A 16574-nucleotide genomic window follows, 5' to 3' on the forward strand; every position below is an offset into this window, starting at 1 on the left:
GTGAGCTGAGTAAAAAGGGCGGTTAACAGGGCTGTAAACTATCTACCCTGGGTGGCAATACCCTGCCAACCGCCAGGACTACACACAGCATTCGTACTACGTTGCCTGGTTACTTCTCCACCTCAGGCGGTGGTGGTATCCTCATGAACCTAAACATCAGGAGGAACTACTTGTGACAAATGAAGAATTAGCTGTTCGCCTTAGTGCGGTTGAGAAGGCTGTAACCTGTTTGGCGCTTACAGTCTCAGGCAACAGCACCTTTGATTTAGATGGCCATATTCTCTATTACAAAGAGAGAATTGGTCGCGGTGATTTATCACCAGAGCTAGAGCTCATTTACACACAGGTACTGGCACTTCTTGATCCACTTTCACCAAAGCCGGGAGATGAGTTCTAACCAACCCCATCACTGAGTAACTGGCTGGCTTGATAGCCGCGCTCAACAGAAGATCGGGACTTCAAAAATGATTCGGCAATCCTGATATTCTGACTGGTGCTGTGGCTTGGTTTGATTTCATGAAGCTCTTTTGAATCATTGAGCAGCAATTTAATCAAGGCCAAGTCACAGCCAGGATGACTGGCGCTGCCACCAATTGTTTCAATAGCAGCCTCAGCGGTCAGCTCATCAATTTCACGATTTAATTCAGCCAGTCTTATCTGCAGGCTCGATCTAGCTTGCAGGGCGTGATGCAATCTTTCGCCTGCGAATGCTTTCTGGCTTAACCAGCGGTGCAGTTCATCGTTAGTGAGATCACCCGCGATAATCTGCGGCTCACGCTTCTGCTGTTTAACATCTGGCATTCTAAACACCTCACTACATATGAAACGTCCCAATGAGTGAACTATGCTCTAAAGAATAATTTAAGTCAACAAGGAATAATTAAAAAAATTCTCTGGGTTGTTAGAGGTGGTTTTGACGGGTAATTTATTTTTGCAGTAAATGCTAAGGCGTGCTTATATACTGTATTAATATACAGTTGTTTGGAAGTGAATTTTATTCAACCGATGGGGGTGGTATGGGGGCTTTGTTGATCAGAACAGGTCCAGGGGAATTCGAATACTCCCCTGTGCCTGATGACAGGATTGTTCACCTGCTCAATTCGGGGATAAAAATTTGTTCAATTGGGCCGATGACAACTCCATCAGAAGCCACGGGAGCCAAAGGAATGCGGGAGTCATCGACTGAAAGAAATCCCGCACCATCTCCTGATAAGTGATATCTAAAAACGGAAATTTTGCCAGATATTAATGTTACGACAAGATCATTGGTTGAAGGTGGCAGTTGAGGGTTGACTATAACCACAGCCCCTGCAGGCGCTTGAGATATACCACTATTTCTTTTTAAAACATATGCGCGATAATGATCAGGAACATCCACTATCCAGGTTATAATTTCGCCAGTATCACCGTTTTCATCAAATACTTTTACAGTTTTTGATACATCTACCTTTTGTAGGCTGCCAACAATCCCGCCAAACATATCTCCAGCACCATTTATCAGCCAATCGGCGCTTACACCCATTGCAGCAGCAAGCATTCCGCTGTACTTAGAGGTTTTACTCCCGCCTGCAATAATTTTCGATATGACGGACTGATCCACGCCAGAAGCTTTTGCTAATTGCGTCTGGCTGATAAAGCCTGTCTCTGTCATGGCTTTCGCCAGTCTTTCTGAAAGTGTTTTCATAAAACAAAAGTTATTCCCAGAGGCATATCCTGTCAAAGGAGCTAGGGTGTTGCGTAAAATTATTCTTTAGCGCATAATTCATTCAAACTATGATGCAGGGAATATTTTTATGAATCTTGTAATTGAAAAAGCTATTGCTATCGCCGGGTCACAGTCGGAGTTGGCCAAACGTGTCGGTGTCGGTCAGTCAACAATCAGCAAGTGGTTGAAGGGTGCTGAAATCAGCTCTCGCTATATATCGTCTATCTCAGCGGCGGCAGACGGAAAGATTACACCTGCTGAAATCCTCAGCTCACTTGAGTTTTCAGCAAGTGCTAATCGTAACGGCACTGTTGTTTGAAATTAACTACTAAAAGGGATCGCAAATGGTGGATTTACAGGCGTTAGTCATACGGACCTGCAGAGAGAGTAGCTTCACGAACACTCAGATAGCAGATCAGCTGGGTATGACGTTCTCAGAGTTTAACAACCGGCTGCACATGAAGAACGGCACACGCTTTTTCGACATCCAGCACATGGACATGCTGCAGCGCGTCGTCGGCCATCCGTTCCTGGCTGACTACTTCGCTGCTCAATTCGGAATGCTCGTGGTTAAAAACCCGTTACCGGAGGAAATGGACAACGTTGAGCTGTTCAGTATTCAGATGCATGCAGATGCAGCCCGCGGGCTTGTCGCACAGGCAAAGCTGAACGCAGAAGAGGATGGGGTTGTAGACCGTGCAGAGCTGAAGCACGTCGGCGCTCAGGTGATGAATTACATGAAGTACACCGCAAAAGGTTTTCTGGCCTGGGCGGCATTACATGGTGTTCAGGCGGACGCGATGGATTTACTGACCTGCAGAAAGGTTGAGAGCCACCAGGTTGCAGCCCGTGGCTCTCGGTGCGGATGATTCTTGGGAGAACATCACATGAACAGTTTACTCATAAACGCTGGCATTCCGCAATTACGTTGTGTTTTCGCTGGTGGCCGTTTCGTCTATGAAGAGAAGTTACCTTGTGCTTCACCGGCTGACAACTACCAGGCCGAGTGGAAACAGGTGGATGTAGAAAGTCACTGGAAGAATTTCAATGCGATAGGGGGGGGGTACGCCGTGAACCCTGTCGACTTCATTCAAAAACACATCATTGAGAAGCTGGTTTCAGAGGGCTTTCCTGAAGATGTGGCCATAGCCAGCACCCGTGCTGGTGTCGATCACTATCACCGCTGCAGTCAGGCATCGAAGAAAGGCGCGATGTTTGACGACTGTCTTTACCACGCCCGGCAGGCGGCGACATACACCACACCGAAAAGCGAGCGCCCTAAGCGTGGTCGCGGCTCAAAGAGCGCATCTGGTGGCCTGCTATGACAGAGCTCAACCGAATCTATCGCGACCCGCGCGGCGTGCTCGTACGCGTCGTGCGCTGGGATGCAGAAAAGCAACAGGTTATTTATCTGCGGGAAGGCTATGAGCATGAGTGCATGCAGCCGCTGGAACTGTTCCGCAAGAAATTCACGAGGGTCTTATGAGTAAGATTTTCGAAGCCGTGCAGGCAATGTCAGGGCAGGGGAACTGCATAACCATTCCTGCCCCATATCTCGATTACTTCTCTGGTGACCCTCAGGCGCACCTGCTTGGAGCGATCCTGAACCAGTTAGTGTTCTGGTCTGGAAAGGCGTCAACACAGGGTGGTGGATGGTTTTATAAGACGCATGAAGAGATGGCTTCAGAGATTCGAGGTGTCACTGGCGAGCAGGTCAGAAAGGCCGTCAAAAAGCTTATCACTGCTCATCTTTCCGATGTGATTTTTACTGCAAAACGCAAAGTCAACGGCACTCCAACTATGCACTACCGAGTGGATGGCGATGCGTTAATTACCCGTATTTTCCCGGATTCACTGGAAACGGCAATATTGCCGAATGGAAACGTCAATATCGACGAATCCAAACGTCAATATCGCCGAATGGAAACGGCAAAAAAGACGAATCCTGGAAACGGCAATATTGCCGAATCTTATCTCTATACAGATCACTACACAGAAGATCACTTACAGAAAAAAAACACTTCTGGCCAACCGCCTTCAGCGGCTGACCGGGGGGGGGATTTTTCTGAAGAAATTCACATCACCGATCAGGCCATTCTGGTTCTGAAGCACCTGAACCTGATGACCGGGTCCAAATACACCACAGCAAAAACCACGCTGGAGAACATCCGTGCTCGTCTGGTTGACGGTAACACCCAGGAAGAGTTGGAAACCGTGGTCGAGTACATGGCGGACCGCTGGCTGGGAACTGAGTGGGCCAAATACCTGACGCCCGCAACGATTTTCCATCCTGGCAAATTCTCCGCGAATCTGCTCGGCGCTCAGGCATGGGCGAAAGCTGGGCGTAAATCCCACCAGGACAATCGGCCTGATGATTCCACGGAACGCGACGCTGCTTACCGCCGGTTCATTGGGAGTGCTAAGCCGCTTCGCAACCCAAGCCAGCTGGAGCAAACCGTTAAGGCTGAGGCCAGCAAAGCAGGTGTTCGTGGGATGCGTGCAGATTTCGCAGTAAGCCGCTGGAACAGCATCTGGAAAGACTGCGCAGGGCGTGTGTCGGGAGGAAAAGCAGCATGAATATTCGTGATAAGGCCGTTGAGTTCGTACGCAGTCACCCTGACAGCTCCGCTAAGCAGATTGCCGATGGTGCCGGGATACCTCGCCGGGTGATTCAGACGTTGCTGGCGGAACTGTTGGTGTGTGAAGTGCTTCAGCGCCACACGGTGAACAACAACCCGTATTCATACCGTCTGGTTCAGGAAGAAGAATTTACCGAGTCAAACCAGAAGTACCGCGCTCTGCGTGAAAAGGCGCTGTCTCGCGAGAAAGCAGGTTTGTGGCGTCGGGCAGCTCACTTCTGGTTGCTGGCGATGGACGCAGCGAAAGACGAGGAAACACGGGGCCGTGCAGCTGCCCGCCGTGAGCACTGCATCAGCTGCGGCGGCGCACTTCGGACACATCCTGAGGGCAGCAGCGTTAGTTCGGTATCAGTTCCACATCTGGACCTCTGGAGAGACTTTTGAAAAGCAAAATTAAGGCTCACTTCAGCCGCAACGAGATTTTTTATCACAGCATCCAGACGGCATGCGTTCTGATTTTCCTGCTCTTACTGGCACTGGTAATGGAGATGGTAAGCAAATGAGTTCACTTTCAATCGTACATAAAAACCGCGAAGAATCCGCCACCGATATTGTGCCACGCAAAACCTACTTTGCCGGGCTGAAAGAGTTCTACGTGGAGCCGGGTTACAACGTTCGTGATATTGACCAGGACCACGTCCGTGAATTCCGCGACGCATTCATCGCGGGTGAAGAGGTTCCGGCGCTAATCGTGCAGGTAACGGAGCAGGGTCTGAAAATCATTGATGGCCACCACCGTTACTACGGCGCAGTGATGGCCACCGAAGAGGGCCATGAAGTTGCACGTCTGGAATGCAAAGACGCGAAGGGCACAGAGGCGGACCGTATTGCGCTGATGGTCACCAGCTCACAGGGTCGTGCACTGCTGCCGCTGGAGCGAGCCGGTGCATATCAACGCCTGAAAAATCAGGGGTGGGAAAACTTTGAGATAGCCAAAAAAGTAAAACGCTCAGTCGCAGACGTTGAACATCACCTGCAGTTACTGGAGTGTGGCGACGAGCTTATCGGCATGGTGAAGGCCAAAGAGGTATCTGCCACCACGGCTGTTTCGATGTCCCGTGAGTTTGGAACCAAAGCTGGCGCGGTTGCCACCGAAAAACTGGCCGAGGCCAGGGCATCAGGCAAAAAGAAACTGACCAAAGCTGTCGCTATCCCGCAGTTCAACGCAGGTAAAGCCCGTCGGCTGGTGGAGTTGATGGCAGTATTTGATTTCACTGATGACGGCTACACCGCGCCGGATGATGTGTATCTGGAAGCGATGGGAATCCTGGCTGAGTACCGCGAAAAGCATGGACAGCCACAACCAACAGTTAAACCTTCAGAACCTGAAGCAAGCGACGAATACCTGCCATTGTCCAAACAGGACATTATCGATCACAGCGGCGTGGCAGTATGGGCCTGTGCAGCAGCTGCGTTCGGCGAGAAGGATGAATACACCTTCCACGAATCAAAATACGCGCACACATGGGCAGCAGACTCAGTAGAAAACCCGCAGGTTGTGACTATTCCCGCTGATGCCATTCAGAGAGCGTTAGACCTGATTGATCAGCATGACAGTTCCAGCGCTTTGCGTGAGTGGGTCGATAAGACATACACCGACGAAGGCCAGCGCGAAGACATGTTCGATCGCTTCCTGACGGTCTACCGGGAGAACCGCACTGCCATCAAATCCGTACCGGCATACCTGAGCCTGCTGCAGTGTACCCTCAGTGCCAGCTGGTCAAACATTCGCACGCTACGCTTAGCGATACGGCAAGCAATCTATGAACTAACTGATAAACCTGCTATCGCTAAAGCGAATTGATTTAGCGCCGAATAATTAAGTTGCAGCGCCTGGCGTCCCAAAGATGCCGGGCTTCACTGATACGGTTTTCCCCATTGTCAGTGATTCCTTTTGTATTAAGCGATTCAGAGATTAAAGCATTCGCATTTGCGACGCCAATCTGCTGATAAGCGAGTGCAAAATCGGTAGTTAATGTATCAGGAGATAATTTATAGGAGTACAGTACCTCTTCAGGCATTGTTTTTTTATAGATGTTAAGTGCTGATGATAATGACTCCCTAACATCTTCTCCATTTTTATCAAAATCGAACCCTTCCCCGGCAAGACCTGCACATTCGAAGACTGCCTGCATCTTTTCCAAAATCCCGAGTTTGACTGATGCAGTGGAAGTGCAAATGTTGAGTAGTATTAACGTAGCAATAAATAATTTTTTTCTCATTGAAATCTCACGTTTTGAGCATCTGTTCCATATGTGAATTTCACTATTCTTAAAGTGGGTTGTGCCAACTGTACCATGGCTAAAGATTCAGCCTGCGTTTATTTATTATTGCTCACGATTTTATAGGGGTATAGCAGTGTGACATGTCACGAAAAACAGTATTAACTAGCAATAAATTTCTAAGATGAATCGCTGTTTTGTGGTTGTGATGCCAGACTAGAACATGTAAATTTATACAGGCTGAAAATAGATGATAATTTCACGGATAGATTATGAATATTAAACACAGTGTTTTGTTAAGTGCAGTTTTATCCTTGTCAAGTTTCAGTGCCCTGGCCGCTGATTTTTCTGAGGCAGAAGTTTGTAAAGCTACAATCGCGTTCGAGTTCGGAAAGAACCTTGGCATTATCGATGCTGCCAGTGGAGACGGATATATTTCTCTTCAATATATCCGTCCGGACGACGAGACACTTTGGAAATACCACTGCAGAGTTCAGAGCGGCAACAAAATCTTGTGGCGTACAGCAGGTAGTGCTTCGGAGCCAAATTACATCGGGCGCTGGAGAAACGATCCTATGGACCCAACGATCACATATTCAGTTAGCGGTGATGTACTTACTATCACAGACAGCGAGATGGGTGATAAGAGCTTTAAGCGCTCTGAACTAAAGTAATACCAACCTGTGCCGTGCAGTTGCAGCTGTGCGGCATGAAAAAATTGGGAGAGCACATGAATCAGTTGTTAGTAATTGATGGCGTATCTGTACGTCAGGATAAAGACGGGCGTTACTGCCTGAATGATTTACACAATGCCGCTGGTGGGGTAGAGCGCCATAAGCCGAAGTTCTGGTTGAGCAATAATCAAACCCAGGAGCTTGTTCAAGAATTAATCGAGGGTGGAAATCCTCCCTCGGTCGAAATACAACCAGTCATTACCATTCGGGGTGGTCTTCAGCAGGGAACCTACGTTTGCAAGGAGCTGGTTTATTCCTATGCCATGTGGATCAGTGCTGCATTCCATCTGAAAGTTATTCGCACCTTTGACGCCGTTGTGACCGGTCACGCTAATCATTCAGCGCACGACATGACACAGGCAGGCATCACGCTTATTGGATTCATGCGGAAAGAGCTGAATCTGTCTAACTCCTCAGTGCTCGGTGCATGCCAGAAATTACAGAGTGCAGTAGGACTGCCAAATCTGGCACCGCAATACGCGATTGATGCGCCCGCAGACGCTGTTGATGGTTCCAGTCGCCCTACAACATCCCTGACAACACTCCTCCGCGATAACCAATTGTCCGTTACCACAGCAGAGGCATACAAGCGCCTGCAGCACTTGGGCATCGTTGAGCGCCTATCACGCCCCAGCAATTCCGCTACTGCCAGAAATGGCCGCAAAGAGTTCTGGTCTGTAACGGCTAAAGGGATGCGATTCGGTAAGAACATGACCAGCCCCGGCAATCCAAGAGAGACACAGCCGCATTTCTACACGTCAACGAAAGCGGAGCTTATCCGGTTGATGCTCACCTCAACAAAGGGGGAGTAATGCGAGCGATCCTTATGCCGTTCCGTGTTGAACAGCTTGGCACCGTGCTGTTAAAGCCGGGTAGCGAGGCTATGCCTTTGTTTCAGTCTGGCCGTGTTCTGATAAGCACCCTGCCGGAGTTCATGCAGAGCCTGCCCTCAGGCCGCCTGGTTGATGTTGCACAGCCGCTGCTGGATGATCCTGATGTTGTGATGTTCCTGTCTTCTGATGCGGTAATCAGTGCTGCTGGTGGCCGTGACGCGCTGGCCAACTGGCTAATCTCGCCAAACCAACGGCGTATCGGCACCGGATGCCAGAATACCGGACCTGACCACAGTCACGGTCAAACCATTCTTAACATCGGCAAATCAGCAGTGCGGCTCTGCTATCAGTGCGACAACCGCCTGAGAGAGCAGGAGTCATCTCCGGCACTGGAAGCAACGGCACGCAGAAATGCCGCTGAATGGTTGCTGTACCGCGTGCAAACAGGTTTCCAGATGCCTGAGGGGCATTACGTCACACTGCCCGAAGTAACGCTGTGGGCTTCAATGAAAAACGTCGCAGATAAGATGCCTGACACTCTGGCCCGGCGCGTTCTGAAGTTACCGGCACTACCATCTCCACGCGGAACGCTGAAAGAGACAGATATCAGGCACGAGCCAGCTGCAGCTGCAGAACTGGTAGAGAAAGTTGCTCAGGTGGTCGAGCTGGCAATCGATCCGGAGACTCCCGAATCCTTTATGAAACGGCCAAAGCGCCGACGCTGGACGAACGAGAAGTACACCCGCTGGATAAAGGAACAACCCTGCCTGTGTTGCGGAAGGCAGGCAGACGACCCACACCACCTGATCGGTTACGGTCTGGGTGGTATGGCAACAAAGACGCATGACTTATTCGTGATACCGCTTTGCAGGGCGCATCACGATGAACTTCATGCTGGTGTGGGCGCGTTCGAAGAGAAGTACGGCACCCAGCCTGAGCTGCTTCTGCGCGTTCTGGACAGAGTCCTGGCGATCGGCGTGATTGCCACGGGAAAAAAAATCTTGGGAGAGAAGAATGCGTGATATTCAGTTGGTACTTGAGCGTTGGGGTGGATGGGCCGCGAATGAGGGTAGTCAGGTTGGCTGGTCACCGACGAGCGCCATGTTTAAAAGCCTGCTGCCGCATAGCAGTAAGCCCCGGCCTTTATGCAGCGATAACGATGGATTAATCATTGATACTGCAGTGGGGATGCTTAGCAAAGCGAAGCGTCAGGATGAACTGGAGCTGATAATGCTGCATTACATGTATGACGTTTCCAAATCCACAATAGCCCGATGGAACAAATGTTCAGAGGGGAAAGTGAGACAGCAGCTCATGATCGCTGAGACGTTTATTGATGCCTGCATTTTGATGACTGAATCAGAGCTGGAAATGGATACATGGACGCAAAAGGTAATTCAAAAATAAGTTACACAAACGCTATTCGTTACGAATTTCAGCGGTTATTGTGTTAAGAGTGGTCACTTCGACACACAGCTTAATCATCGAAACCTCGCCAAACGGCGGGGTTTTTGCTTTCTGGTTCGCATCCTGCTGGCCGAACATCAATAAAAATCTTTGAATCAGATGTAAGGTGAGGCGAATAGCTCTGGCAATCGCCTCACCTTACATCTGATTTGCCCATTCCCCATAATCCAACACACAGCGCCCAACCGGTAATCCCGGAGGTGAGAGATATGCGTATGCCTAACAACCCCCACAACTGGGCTGAGTTCAGTGAAATCATTGCCGCGTGGTGGCGCGGAGATACGCCGGTTGGCTCAGTTCTACTGGCGTTTGTAATGGCCGTCTTGCGTATTGCCTACACCGGCGGCGGATGGAAAAAAATGGTGTTAGAGGGATTGCTTTGCGGTGCTCTGACATTGAGTGTCGCGTCTGGCCTTGAGTATCTGGAGCTTTCTCGCTCCCTGTCGATCGCTATTGGCGGCGGTATCGGCTTTATCGGGGTGGAGCAGTTCAGAAAAGTTCTTCTCGCCATCCTGAATACCCGCTTCGGAAACTCTCCAAGGGCATAATAATGAACCAATCACAATTTCAACGGGCGACTGGCATCAGCGCCGGGTTAGCTGCGCGCTGGTTTCCGTACATTGATGCAGCAATGACCGAGTTTGGCATCAACAGCCCAACAGCTAAGGCGATGTTTATTGCTCAGGTTGGCCATGAGTCCAGCGGCTTCAGCGCTACACGCGAGAGCTTCAATTACAGCGTGCAGGCTCTGATTGTCACGTTCGTACCAAAGCGCCTTACAAAAGACCAGGCGCTGACGCTTGGCAGAAAGCCGGGTGAAAGCGCTTTAACCATTGAACGGCAGAAGGCGATCGCAAATCTGGTATACCAGAAGCGATTCGGCAATAACCTGCCAGGCGATGGCTGGAAGTATCGCGGCGGTGGACTTATTCAGACCACATTCCTTGATAACTACCGAGCAACAGGCAATGCCATAAAGGTTGACCTCGTCAGCCAGCCAGAGCTGCTGGAACTGGAGCAGAACGCTGCCCGTAGCGCGGCATGGTTTTTCGTTTCTAAAGGCTGCATGAACTGGTTGCACAGTATCGAAAACGTAACCCGGATTATTAACGGCGGGACTAACGGCCTTGATGACCGCAAAGCCCGCTACACCCTGGCAAAAAGCATTCTCGTATAAGGAGTCTTATGAACTACCTGATTAATCGCCTGAAAGAGGCATCTACCTGGCGCGGCATTATTCTCGTTGTTGCAGGGGTTTTTGGCTGGCAGATGCCGCCCGGTATTCAGGAAACGGTCATTGCCGGTGGTGTGGCACTGGCTGGTGTGATCGGTGCTGTGGTGCCAGATAGCGTGAAAAAGTGAGCTCAGGCCAATAATTGAAATTGGCCTGATGAATTAATTACTGAGTGCTTTTCTGAATCGCTTTACCGCCTGCTGAGATATCTTCTCCGACTCCGCGAGTGGTGTTGCAGGCAGTTAATACAGAAGAAAGAACAACGACAGAGAGGATGGATAAGACGAATTTTTTCATCTGAACTTCCTTTTAACGATTGTTGAATAACCGGAATTTGGTCCTGGTTTCCAGGGGGTGTCAGACCTCATTAATCAATCATGAAAGACTGATATATGGAGGACGCCTTATGGATTTACCGGAAGATGAGCTATCGGAATAAATTAAGTGCTGCGCTGTTTTGTATCTGAAAAAAAAACCGCGTCAGGTAAGGGGTGAAAACTCTGACGCGGTACTTTCAAAGAAAACAACAATAACGAATTCCAGATAGACAAGATAAGTAATAGCGGATAATTCTTACATTTCCAGCTACGTATGAAATATTTTGAAAAATATTTCCAAGTCCTGCCTGCCGAGGTATCTATGACTGAAATTACAACTGAACAGACCAACCAGCTGGAACTGCTTGCCACGCTGGGCTATGACACTGCAGCAACAAAGGTGGCTGTAGCATTCATTCAGAACGACCCGTTTAAACATCGCCTGTTCATCCAGCAGTTCAACCGCGTATTTGGCGAGGCCGAGCTGGTAGCCCGTGCCACGAAAGCAGTGCAGGAATCAGTCGAAGCACTGGCCGTAATCAACGACACCACACCTGCGGCAGAATAATCAGCCCTCACCGGGTCAGTCAGCTTTGAGAGATCTATGCCTAAGTCCATACCCCGCGCATGCCGTAAACATGGCTGCGCAGCCACTACGACCGATCGTTCAGGATATTGCGTAACACATCGTAATACTGGGTGGGAACAGCATCAGCAGGGCAAGAGCAGGCATGAACGCGGGTATGGAAGCAAGTGGGATATTATCCGCGCCCGCGTTCTCAGTCGTGATAAACATCTTTGTCAGTCATGCACGAAGCTGGGGCGTGCAAAAGCGGCATCAACCGTTGACCACATTATTCCCAAGGCACACGGCGGAACGGATGACGATCGTAATCTGCAATCACTTTGCTGGGCATGCCACAGGAGCAAAACGGCCACTGAAAGATCCAAATGAGAATTGTTATCGTCTAATTCTTTTTTGGGGGAGGGGCGGGGAAAATCTCTGGAGCCTTTCGCCTAAAGGACCGCCGCCTAACCTTTTTTTACACCGCCGCAGGTTAGAAAACCTTTTTTTAGGTTCTGACCCGGCTTCATTAATAGGAGTTTTCGATTATGCCAGGACCGCCGAAAACCCCGACACACCTTGCTTTGGTGAAGGGGAATCCGTCAAAACGCCCGATCAATAAAGACGAACCAAAACCCCCTTCAGGGGTACCCCCAATTCCGAAGCATTTTGACCGACAGGGTAAGTACTGGTTTAAGCGGATCGGAGAAGAGCTGGACGCGATCGGCGTCATTACCCAGTTGGATGCGCGGGCTCTTGAATTACTGGTCGAGGCTTATACCGAGTACCGCCATCACTGCGACACCCTGGACCGTGAAGGTTACACCTATGCCGTTTACAGCGAGGATGAACCTGATGAGGGGAAGGAGCGTGAGGTCAGAATGATAAAGCCTCATCCGGCTTCTTTCATGAAGTCCGATGCCTGGAAGCGTGTCAGGGCAATGCTTGGTGAGTTCGGCATGACGCCAGCGACTCGTTCTAAAGTTGCGGGCAAAGGGGCTTCTGAAGTTGACCCTCTGGATGCATTTCTTAATAAAAAGCGCAAATGATGAATGGCAACCGTTCAGGCTGGTATTCAGTACGCAGAAAGCGTGCTGGCTGGCGAGATCGTTGCTGGCGAACTGGTGCGCCTGGCGTGCCAGCGTTTCCTCAATGATTTAGAGCAGGGGCCGGAGCGCGGCATCTACTTCAGTGAGGACCGCGCCCAGCATATTCTCGACTTTTATAATTTTGTTCCGCATGTAAAAGGTGCCCTGGCGGGTAAGCCGATTGAGCTGATGCCCTGGCATATTTTTATCCTGATTAATCTCTTTGGCTTCGTTATTCCGCTGATTGATGAAATGAGCGGCGAAGTGGTGCTGGACGAAGACGGCGAAACGGTCATGGTTCGCCGGTTCCGCACCGCCTATAACGAGGTCGCACGTAAAAACGCCAAGTCAACGGCATCATCGGGTATCGGTTTGTATATGACCGGCGCTGACGGGGAGGGTGGTGCAGAGGTTTATTCCGCTGCCACTACGCGCGATCAGGCCCGCATCGTGTTCGACGATGCCAAAAACATGATCAAGAAAGCGCCGAAAACCCTCGGACGACTTTTTGGCCACGTTAAGCTGAACATCCATCAGGAGCGCACGGCGTCAAAATTCGAGCCGCTTTCCAGTGATGCGAACAACCTTGACGGCCTGAATATTCACTGTGGGATAGTGGATGAACTTCACGCACACCGCACCCGCGATGTGTGGGACGTTCTGGAAACGGCAACCGGCGCACGTCTTCAGTCTTTACTGTTCGCGATAACTACTGCGGGAACGAATAAAGAAGGTATCTGCTACGAGCAGCGCGATTATGCCATCAAGATATTGCGCGGTGTGGTGGAGGATGACACCTATTTTGCTGTCATCTACACACTGGATGAAGGCGATGACCCGTTTGATGAGGCGAACTGGCCGAAAGCAAACCCCGGATTAGGCGTCTGTAAGCGCTGGGATGACATGCGACGTCTGGCCAAAAAGGCGAAAGAGCAGATAGCCGCCCGCCCCAACTTCTTCACCAAGCACCTGAACATCTGGGTAACCGCCGAAAGCGCCTGGATGGACATGGATCGCTGGGGGAAAATGCGGGGCATTGCACCGGCTGAACAGCGAAAACACTGGCCAATGTGGCTGGGTGTAGACCTTGCCAACAAAATCGACATTTGTGCAGCTGTTAAGGCATGGCAGGACCCGGAGGGGAAAACTCATATCCAGCCGCGATTCTGGATACCTGAGGGGAGGCTTGAGACTGCGCCGAATCACATTGCCGAACTGTATCGCAAGTGGTCGGATGCGGGGCATCTTCAGCTGACCGATGGTGATGTTATCGATCACGGCCTGATTAAGGCTGAAATCGTTGAATGGGTAGCGGGTGAAAGTCTGAATGAAGTTGCGTTCGACCCCTGGAGTGCCACGCAATTCAGTCTGGCACTGGCAGATGAAGGATTGCCCCTGGTCGAGGTGGCTCAGACGGTGAAGAACCTGTCTGAGGCAATGAAATCGGTGCAGGCAGAGGTCTACGGCAACAAAATTCACCATGACGGCAATCCTGTCATGACCTGGATGATGTCGAACGTCACGGTTAAACCGGATAAAAACGACAACATCTTCCCGAACAAATCCACACCTGAAAACAAAATCGATGGTCCTGTTGCACTGTTCACCGCCAAAAGCCGGTTACTGGTTAACGGCGGTGAACCTGAGCCATCACTTTCCGACCATATTACGAGCCACGGCATCCGCTCACTATAACGAGGCAACTTATGATTCTTGCGATACTCGCTCCACTGATTGGGGTGATTGGCGCTCTGTTGCTGTCGATCGGCGCATGGCTGATCTACGCACCGGCTGGTTATATCTCTGGTGGAGTGCTTTGCCTTCTCTGGTCGTGGCTTGTTTCGCGCGCGATTGGAACCCCGCAACCCGTAAAGCATGAGGAGGGTCAGTAATGTTTTTCCCTGCCATGTTCAAAAGTGGGGCCGCCGATACTGCAAGGGTTACAACGCCTGCCGAGTTGGCGGATTTGGCTGGACTTACCTACGACACCTATACCGGAAAAAACGTAAGCAGTCAGAAGGCCATGAGACTCACCGCAGTTTTTGGCTGTATCCGGGTGTTGGCCGAGTCGATCGGCATGCTTCCATGCAACCTGTACAAAGCGACAGACAAGGGAAAAGAAAAGGCAGCGAATGAGCGGCTGTTTAAAGTTCTTTCCCTGAAACCTAACGGTTACATGACCCCCCAGGAGTTCTGGGAGCTGCTGATTGTCTGCCTTTGTCTGCGTGGCAATTTCTACGCCTACAAAGTAAAAGCGCTGGGGGAGGTGGTAGAGCTGCTACCGCTTGATCCGGGTTCCGTGCAGCCAAAGCTTAACAGTCAGTGGGAGCCTGTTTATCAGGTTACTTTCCCGGATGGTTCGACGGATGTGTTAGGTCAGGACGATATCTGGCATGTGCGCATCCTTACCCTGGATGGCCTCATCGGCCTTAACCCTATCGCTTATGCGCGTGAGGCTATCGCGCTCGGCCTGGCGACAGAGGAGCACGGTTCCAGACTGTTTAAAAACGGCGCGGTGACTTCCGGTGTTTTGCGCACCGAGCAGACTCTGACGGATGAGGCTTACGGACGATTAAAAAAGGATTTTGAAGAGAGGCATACCGGTTTGGGTAATGCCCACAGGCCAATGATCCTTGAGATGGGGCTGGACTGGAAATCGATGGCACTCAATGCCGAAGACAGCCAGTTCCTTGAAACCCGCAAGTTTCAGCTGGAAGAGATATGCCGCCTGTTCCGCGTTCCGATGCATCTGGTGCAAAACACCGACCGTGCGACCTTCAATAATATAGAAAACCTCGGTATTGGCTTCATAAATTACTCACTGGTTCCTTATCTGACGCGCATTGAGCAGCGAATTAACATCGGCCTGGTGAGGGAGTCTAAGCAGGGGACATTTTACGCGAAATTTAACGCCGGGGCGCTGCTGCGCGGCGATATGAAATCGCGGTTTGAATCCTACGCCACGGCTATTAACTGGGGCATGTATTCCCCGAATGACTGTCTGGAGTTGGAAGATCGTAATCCGCGGCCTGGTGGGGATGTCTATCTGACCCCAATGAATATGACCACGAAGCCAACAACGAGTGAGGACAGCAAGCCCTCAGAGGAAAACAATAATGGCGATGACTAAACAGCGAATGGATATCCCGCTGAAGCTGAAATCCGTCAGCGAATCGGGTGAGTTCGAGGGGTATGGCTCGGTTTTTGGCGTGAAAGACAGTTACGACGACATCGTAATGCCCGGTGCCTTCGTGAACTCGCTTAACGCCTGGCAGGGAAAAAACAGCCTGCCGGCAATGCTCTGGCAGCACCAGATGCACGAACCTATCGGTGTATACACCGAGATGCGGGAGGATGATGTGGGGCTTTTCGTTAAAGGTCGGCTGTTGATCGACGATGACCCACTCGCTAAACGCGCTCACGCCCACATGAAGGCCGGTTCTTTAACCGGCCTTTCAATTGGTTACATGCTCAAAGACTGGGAGTACGACCGCACAAAAGACGCATTCCTGCTGAAAGAGATCGATCTGTGGGAGGTCAGCCCGGTTACGTTCCCTTCAAATGATGAGGCGCGTGTAAGCGATGTGAAATCGGCATTCGCACGAGGGGAGACGCCCTCGCCAAAAAGTATTGAAAGAGTCCTGCGTGACGTTGGGCTTTCGAGAACCCAGGCAAAAGCGTTCATAGCTTCCGGCTATGTCGCTATCGGTCAGCGTGATGCTGACGACCTGGGATCAGCATTAGATGCACTTAAATCCATCAAATTTTAA

Annotated in this window: 26 protein-coding genes; 22 read left to right on the forward strand and 4 right to left on the reverse strand. The window is 50.6% G+C overall.

Annotated features, from left to right (window positions below):
- Positions 1 to 172: 172 nt before the first annotated feature.
- Positions 173 to 397 carry a hypothetical protein gene (locus tag IBT46_RS18070; protein ID WP_200546778.1) on the forward strand — a complete coding sequence of 75 codons (225 nt, stop codon included), beginning with the start codon at positions 173 to 175 and terminating at the stop codon, positions 395 to 397.
- On the opposite strand, the gene IBT46_RS18075 is transcribed toward IBT46_RS18070, so the two are convergent.
- Both IBT46_RS18075 and IBT46_RS18080 read right to left on the reverse strand, forming a co-directional pair.
- The gene (locus tag IBT46_RS18075) at positions 394 to 801 is read right to left on the reverse strand and encodes a hypothetical protein (protein WP_200546779.1); all 408 of its coding nucleotides are present in this window, start codon (positions 799 to 801) and stop codon (positions 394 to 396) included. The two genes, IBT46_RS18070 and IBT46_RS18075, sit on opposite strands and share 4 nt — an antisense overlap.
- A 286-nt stretch (positions 802 to 1087) precedes the next feature.
- Complete coding sequence (locus IBT46_RS18080; RefSeq protein WP_200546780.1) at positions 1088 to 1684, reverse strand: helix-turn-helix domain-containing protein; 597 nt, start codon at positions 1682 to 1684, stop codon at positions 1088 to 1090.
- A gap of 109 nt (positions 1685 to 1793) precedes the next feature.
- Between IBT46_RS18080 and IBT46_RS18085 the strand changes: the two genes are divergently transcribed.
- The 7 genes from IBT46_RS18085 (at position 1794) to IBT46_RS18115 (ending at position 6148) form a co-directional block, all read left to right on the forward strand.
- Positions 1794 to 2024: a helix-turn-helix domain-containing protein gene (locus IBT46_RS18085; RefSeq protein ID WP_200546781.1), complete on the forward strand. Its 231-nt coding sequence runs from the start codon at positions 1794 to 1796 to the stop codon at positions 2022 to 2024.
- A gap of 25 nt (positions 2025 to 2049) precedes the next feature.
- Positions 2050 to 2574 (forward strand): YmfL family putative regulatory protein, encoded by a 525-nt coding sequence (locus IBT46_RS18090; RefSeq protein ID WP_200546782.1) that lies wholly within the window; start codon positions 2050 to 2052, stop codon positions 2572 to 2574.
- Positions 2575 to 2592: 18 nt separating this feature from the next.
- Positions 2593 to 3030: a hypothetical protein gene (locus IBT46_RS18095; RefSeq protein ID WP_200546783.1), complete on the forward strand. Its 438-nt coding sequence runs from the start codon at positions 2593 to 2595 to the stop codon at positions 3028 to 3030.
- A complete protein-coding gene (locus tag IBT46_RS18100; protein WP_105595576.1) occupies positions 3027 to 3191 on the forward strand; it encodes a DUF4222 domain-containing protein in 165 nt (54 codons plus the stop codon). The genes IBT46_RS18095 and IBT46_RS18100 overlap by 4 nt, the downstream gene beginning before the upstream one ends.
- A complete protein-coding gene (locus IBT46_RS18105; protein ID WP_200546784.1) occupies positions 3188 to 4282 on the forward strand; it encodes a conserved phage C-terminal domain-containing protein in 1095 nt (364 codons plus the stop codon). Before IBT46_RS18100 ends, IBT46_RS18105 begins: the two co-directional genes overlap by 4 nt.
- The gene (locus IBT46_RS18110) at positions 4279 to 4728 is read left to right on the forward strand and encodes a PerC family transcriptional regulator (protein ID WP_200546785.1); all 450 of its coding nucleotides are present in this window, start codon (positions 4279 to 4281) and stop codon (positions 4726 to 4728) included. The genes IBT46_RS18105 and IBT46_RS18110 overlap by 4 nt, the downstream gene beginning before the upstream one ends.
- A gap of 115 nt (positions 4729 to 4843) precedes the next feature.
- Positions 4844 to 6148, forward strand: a complete 1305-nt coding sequence (locus IBT46_RS18115; RefSeq protein WP_200546786.1) for a chromosome partitioning protein ParB — start codon at positions 4844 to 4846, stop codon at positions 6146 to 6148.
- A 1-nt stretch (position 6149) separates the two neighbouring features.
- Here the strand turns inward: IBT46_RS18115 and IBT46_RS18120 are convergent, their stop codons facing one another.
- Positions 6150 to 6566, reverse strand: coding sequence for a hypothetical protein (locus IBT46_RS18120; protein ID WP_200546787.1), 417 nt, complete (start codon positions 6564 to 6566; stop codon positions 6150 to 6152).
- Positions 6567 to 6838: 272 nt separating this feature from the next.
- Here IBT46_RS18120 and IBT46_RS18125 point away from each other — a divergent pair, with 272 nt between their 5' ends.
- The 7 genes from IBT46_RS18125 to IBT46_RS18155 all read left to right on the forward strand — a co-directional run bounded on the left by IBT46_RS18125 (position 6839) and on the right by IBT46_RS18155 (position 10962).
- Positions 6839 to 7240: a hypothetical protein gene (locus IBT46_RS18125; RefSeq protein WP_200546788.1), complete on the forward strand. Its 402-nt coding sequence runs from the start codon at positions 6839 to 6841 to the stop codon at positions 7238 to 7240.
- A 56-nt stretch (positions 7241 to 7296) separates the two neighbouring features.
- The gene (locus IBT46_RS18130) at positions 7297 to 8112 is read left to right on the forward strand and encodes a KilA-N domain-containing protein (protein WP_200546789.1); all 816 of its coding nucleotides are present in this window, start codon (positions 7297 to 7299) and stop codon (positions 8110 to 8112) included.
- Complete coding sequence (locus IBT46_RS18135; RefSeq protein ID WP_200546790.1) at positions 8112 to 9155, forward strand: DUF968 domain-containing protein; 1044 nt, start codon at positions 8112 to 8114, stop codon at positions 9153 to 9155. Before IBT46_RS18130 ends, IBT46_RS18135 begins: the two co-directional genes overlap by 1 nt.
- Positions 9148 to 9540 (forward strand): antiterminator Q family protein, encoded by a 393-nt coding sequence (locus tag IBT46_RS18140; protein WP_200546791.1) that lies wholly within the window; start codon positions 9148 to 9150, stop codon positions 9538 to 9540. The genes IBT46_RS18135 and IBT46_RS18140 overlap by 8 nt, the downstream gene beginning before the upstream one ends.
- Before the next feature lie 269 nt (positions 9541 to 9809).
- Positions 9810 to 10148, forward strand: a complete 339-nt coding sequence (locus IBT46_RS18145; RefSeq protein ID WP_200546792.1) for a phage holin, lambda family — start codon at positions 9810 to 9812, stop codon at positions 10146 to 10148.
- Between the two features lie 2 nt (positions 10149 to 10150).
- Complete coding sequence (locus IBT46_RS18150) at positions 10151 to 10777, forward strand: glycoside hydrolase family 19 protein (RefSeq protein ID WP_200546793.1); 627 nt, start codon at positions 10151 to 10153, stop codon at positions 10775 to 10777.
- Positions 10778 to 10785: 8 nt separating this feature from the next.
- Positions 10786 to 10962, forward strand: coding sequence for a hypothetical protein (locus tag IBT46_RS18155; protein ID WP_200546794.1), 177 nt, complete (start codon positions 10786 to 10788; stop codon positions 10960 to 10962).
- Between the two features lie 37 nt (positions 10963 to 10999).
- Here the strand turns inward: IBT46_RS18155 and IBT46_RS18160 are convergent, their stop codons facing one another.
- On the reverse strand, positions 11000 to 11131 hold the full coding sequence (locus IBT46_RS18160; protein WP_200546795.1) for an entericidin A/B family lipoprotein: 132 nt from the start codon (positions 11129 to 11131) through the stop codon (positions 11000 to 11002).
- A gap of 342 nt (positions 11132 to 11473) precedes the next feature.
- On the opposite strand from IBT46_RS18160, the gene IBT46_RS18165 reads away from it, so the two are divergent.
- From IBT46_RS18165 to IBT46_RS18190, 7 genes are all read left to right on the forward strand, one after another.
- Positions 11474 to 11719, forward strand: a complete 246-nt coding sequence (locus IBT46_RS18165) for a DUF2560 family protein (RefSeq protein ID WP_200546796.1) — start codon at positions 11474 to 11476, stop codon at positions 11717 to 11719.
- A 36-nt stretch (positions 11720 to 11755) separates the two neighbouring features.
- Positions 11756 to 12106: an HNH endonuclease gene (locus IBT46_RS18170; RefSeq protein WP_200546797.1), complete on the forward strand. Its 351-nt coding sequence runs from the start codon at positions 11756 to 11758 to the stop codon at positions 12104 to 12106.
- Positions 12107 to 12264: 158 nt separating this feature from the next.
- Positions 12265 to 12765 (forward strand): phage terminase small subunit P27 family, encoded by a 501-nt coding sequence (locus IBT46_RS18175; RefSeq protein WP_200546798.1) that lies wholly within the window; start codon positions 12265 to 12267, stop codon positions 12763 to 12765.
- 3 nt (positions 12766 to 12768) lie between these two features.
- Entirely contained in the window at positions 12769 to 14499 is a 1731-nt protein-coding gene (locus IBT46_RS18180) for a terminase large subunit (protein WP_200546799.1), read from the forward strand.
- Between the two features lie 11 nt (positions 14500 to 14510).
- On the forward strand, positions 14511 to 14696 hold the full coding sequence (locus IBT46_RS27325; protein ID WP_234480189.1) for a hypothetical protein: 186 nt from the start codon (positions 14511 to 14513) through the stop codon (positions 14694 to 14696).
- Positions 14696 to 15934, forward strand: a complete 1239-nt coding sequence (locus tag IBT46_RS18185) for a phage portal protein (RefSeq protein WP_200546800.1) — start codon at positions 14696 to 14698, stop codon at positions 15932 to 15934. Before IBT46_RS27325 ends, IBT46_RS18185 begins: the two co-directional genes overlap by 1 nt.
- On the forward strand, positions 15921 to 16574 hold the full coding sequence (locus IBT46_RS18190) for an HK97 family phage prohead protease (RefSeq protein ID WP_200546801.1): 654 nt from the start codon (positions 15921 to 15923) through the stop codon (positions 16572 to 16574). Before IBT46_RS18185 ends, IBT46_RS18190 begins: the two co-directional genes overlap by 14 nt.

The organism is Erwinia sp. S38, from assembly GCF_016624545.1.
Lineage (GTDB): Bacteria > Pseudomonadota > Gammaproteobacteria > Enterobacterales > Enterobacteriaceae > Erwinia > Erwinia coffeiphila.

Excerpts from the sequence above, each read along its gene's own strand:
- IBT46_RS18075 (WP_200546779.1), bottom strand. The coding sequence starts at position 801 with ATGCCAGATGTTAAACAGCAGAAGCGTGAGCCGCAGATTATCGCGGGT.
- IBT46_RS18080 (WP_200546780.1), bottom strand. The coding sequence starts at position 1,684 with ATGAAAACACTTTCAGAAAGACTGGCGAAAGCCATGACAGAGACAGGC.
- IBT46_RS18085 (WP_200546781.1), top strand. The coding sequence starts at position 1,794 with ATGAATCTTGTAATTGAAAAAGCTATTGCTATCGCCGGGTCACAGTCG.
- IBT46_RS18090 (WP_200546782.1), top strand. The coding sequence starts at position 2,050 with ATGGTGGATTTACAGGCGTTAGTCATACGGACCTGCAGAGAGAGTAGC.
- IBT46_RS18095 (WP_200546783.1), top strand. The coding sequence starts at position 2,593 with ATGAACAGTTTACTCATAAACGCTGGCATTCCGCAATTACGTTGTGTT.
- IBT46_RS18100 (WP_105595576.1), top strand. The coding sequence starts at position 3,027 with ATGACAGAGCTCAACCGAATCTATCGCGACCCGCGCGGCGTGCTCGTA.
- IBT46_RS18105 (WP_200546784.1), top strand. The coding sequence starts at position 3,188 with ATGAGTAAGATTTTCGAAGCCGTGCAGGCAATGTCAGGGCAGGGGAAC.
- IBT46_RS18110 (WP_200546785.1), top strand. The coding sequence starts at position 4,279 with ATGAATATTCGTGATAAGGCCGTTGAGTTCGTACGCAGTCACCCTGAC.
- IBT46_RS18115 (WP_200546786.1), top strand. The coding sequence starts at position 4,844 with ATGAGTTCACTTTCAATCGTACATAAAAACCGCGAAGAATCCGCCACC.
- IBT46_RS18120 (WP_200546787.1), bottom strand. The coding sequence starts at position 6,566 with ATGAGAAAAAAATTATTTATTGCTACGTTAATACTACTCAACATTTGC.
- IBT46_RS18125 (WP_200546788.1), top strand. The coding sequence starts at position 6,839 with ATGAATATTAAACACAGTGTTTTGTTAAGTGCAGTTTTATCCTTGTCA.
- IBT46_RS18130 (WP_200546789.1), top strand. The coding sequence starts at position 7,297 with ATGAATCAGTTGTTAGTAATTGATGGCGTATCTGTACGTCAGGATAAA.
- IBT46_RS18135 (WP_200546790.1), top strand. The coding sequence starts at position 8,112 with ATGCGAGCGATCCTTATGCCGTTCCGTGTTGAACAGCTTGGCACCGTG.
- IBT46_RS18140 (WP_200546791.1), top strand. The coding sequence starts at position 9,148 with ATGCGTGATATTCAGTTGGTACTTGAGCGTTGGGGTGGATGGGCCGCG.
- IBT46_RS18145 (WP_200546792.1), top strand. The coding sequence starts at position 9,810 with ATGCGTATGCCTAACAACCCCCACAACTGGGCTGAGTTCAGTGAAATC.
- IBT46_RS18150 (WP_200546793.1), top strand. The coding sequence starts at position 10,151 with ATGAACCAATCACAATTTCAACGGGCGACTGGCATCAGCGCCGGGTTA.
- IBT46_RS18155 (WP_200546794.1), top strand. The coding sequence starts at position 10,786 with ATGAACTACCTGATTAATCGCCTGAAAGAGGCATCTACCTGGCGCGGC.
- IBT46_RS18160 (WP_200546795.1), bottom strand. The coding sequence starts at position 11,131 with ATGAAAAAATTCGTCTTATCCATCCTCTCTGTCGTTGTTCTTTCTTCT.
- IBT46_RS18165 (WP_200546796.1), top strand. The coding sequence starts at position 11,474 with ATGACTGAAATTACAACTGAACAGACCAACCAGCTGGAACTGCTTGCC.
- IBT46_RS18170 (WP_200546797.1), top strand. The coding sequence starts at position 11,756 with ATGCCTAAGTCCATACCCCGCGCATGCCGTAAACATGGCTGCGCAGCC.
- IBT46_RS18175 (WP_200546798.1), top strand. The coding sequence starts at position 12,265 with ATGCCAGGACCGCCGAAAACCCCGACACACCTTGCTTTGGTGAAGGGG.
- IBT46_RS18180 (WP_200546799.1), top strand. The coding sequence starts at position 12,769 with ATGGCAACCGTTCAGGCTGGTATTCAGTACGCAGAAAGCGTGCTGGCT.
- IBT46_RS27325 (WP_234480189.1), top strand. The coding sequence starts at position 14,511 with ATGATTCTTGCGATACTCGCTCCACTGATTGGGGTGATTGGCGCTCTG.
- IBT46_RS18185 (WP_200546800.1), top strand. The coding sequence starts at position 14,696 with ATGTTTTTCCCTGCCATGTTCAAAAGTGGGGCCGCCGATACTGCAAGG.
- IBT46_RS18190 (WP_200546801.1), top strand. The coding sequence starts at position 15,921 with ATGGCGATGACTAAACAGCGAATGGATATCCCGCTGAAGCTGAAATCC.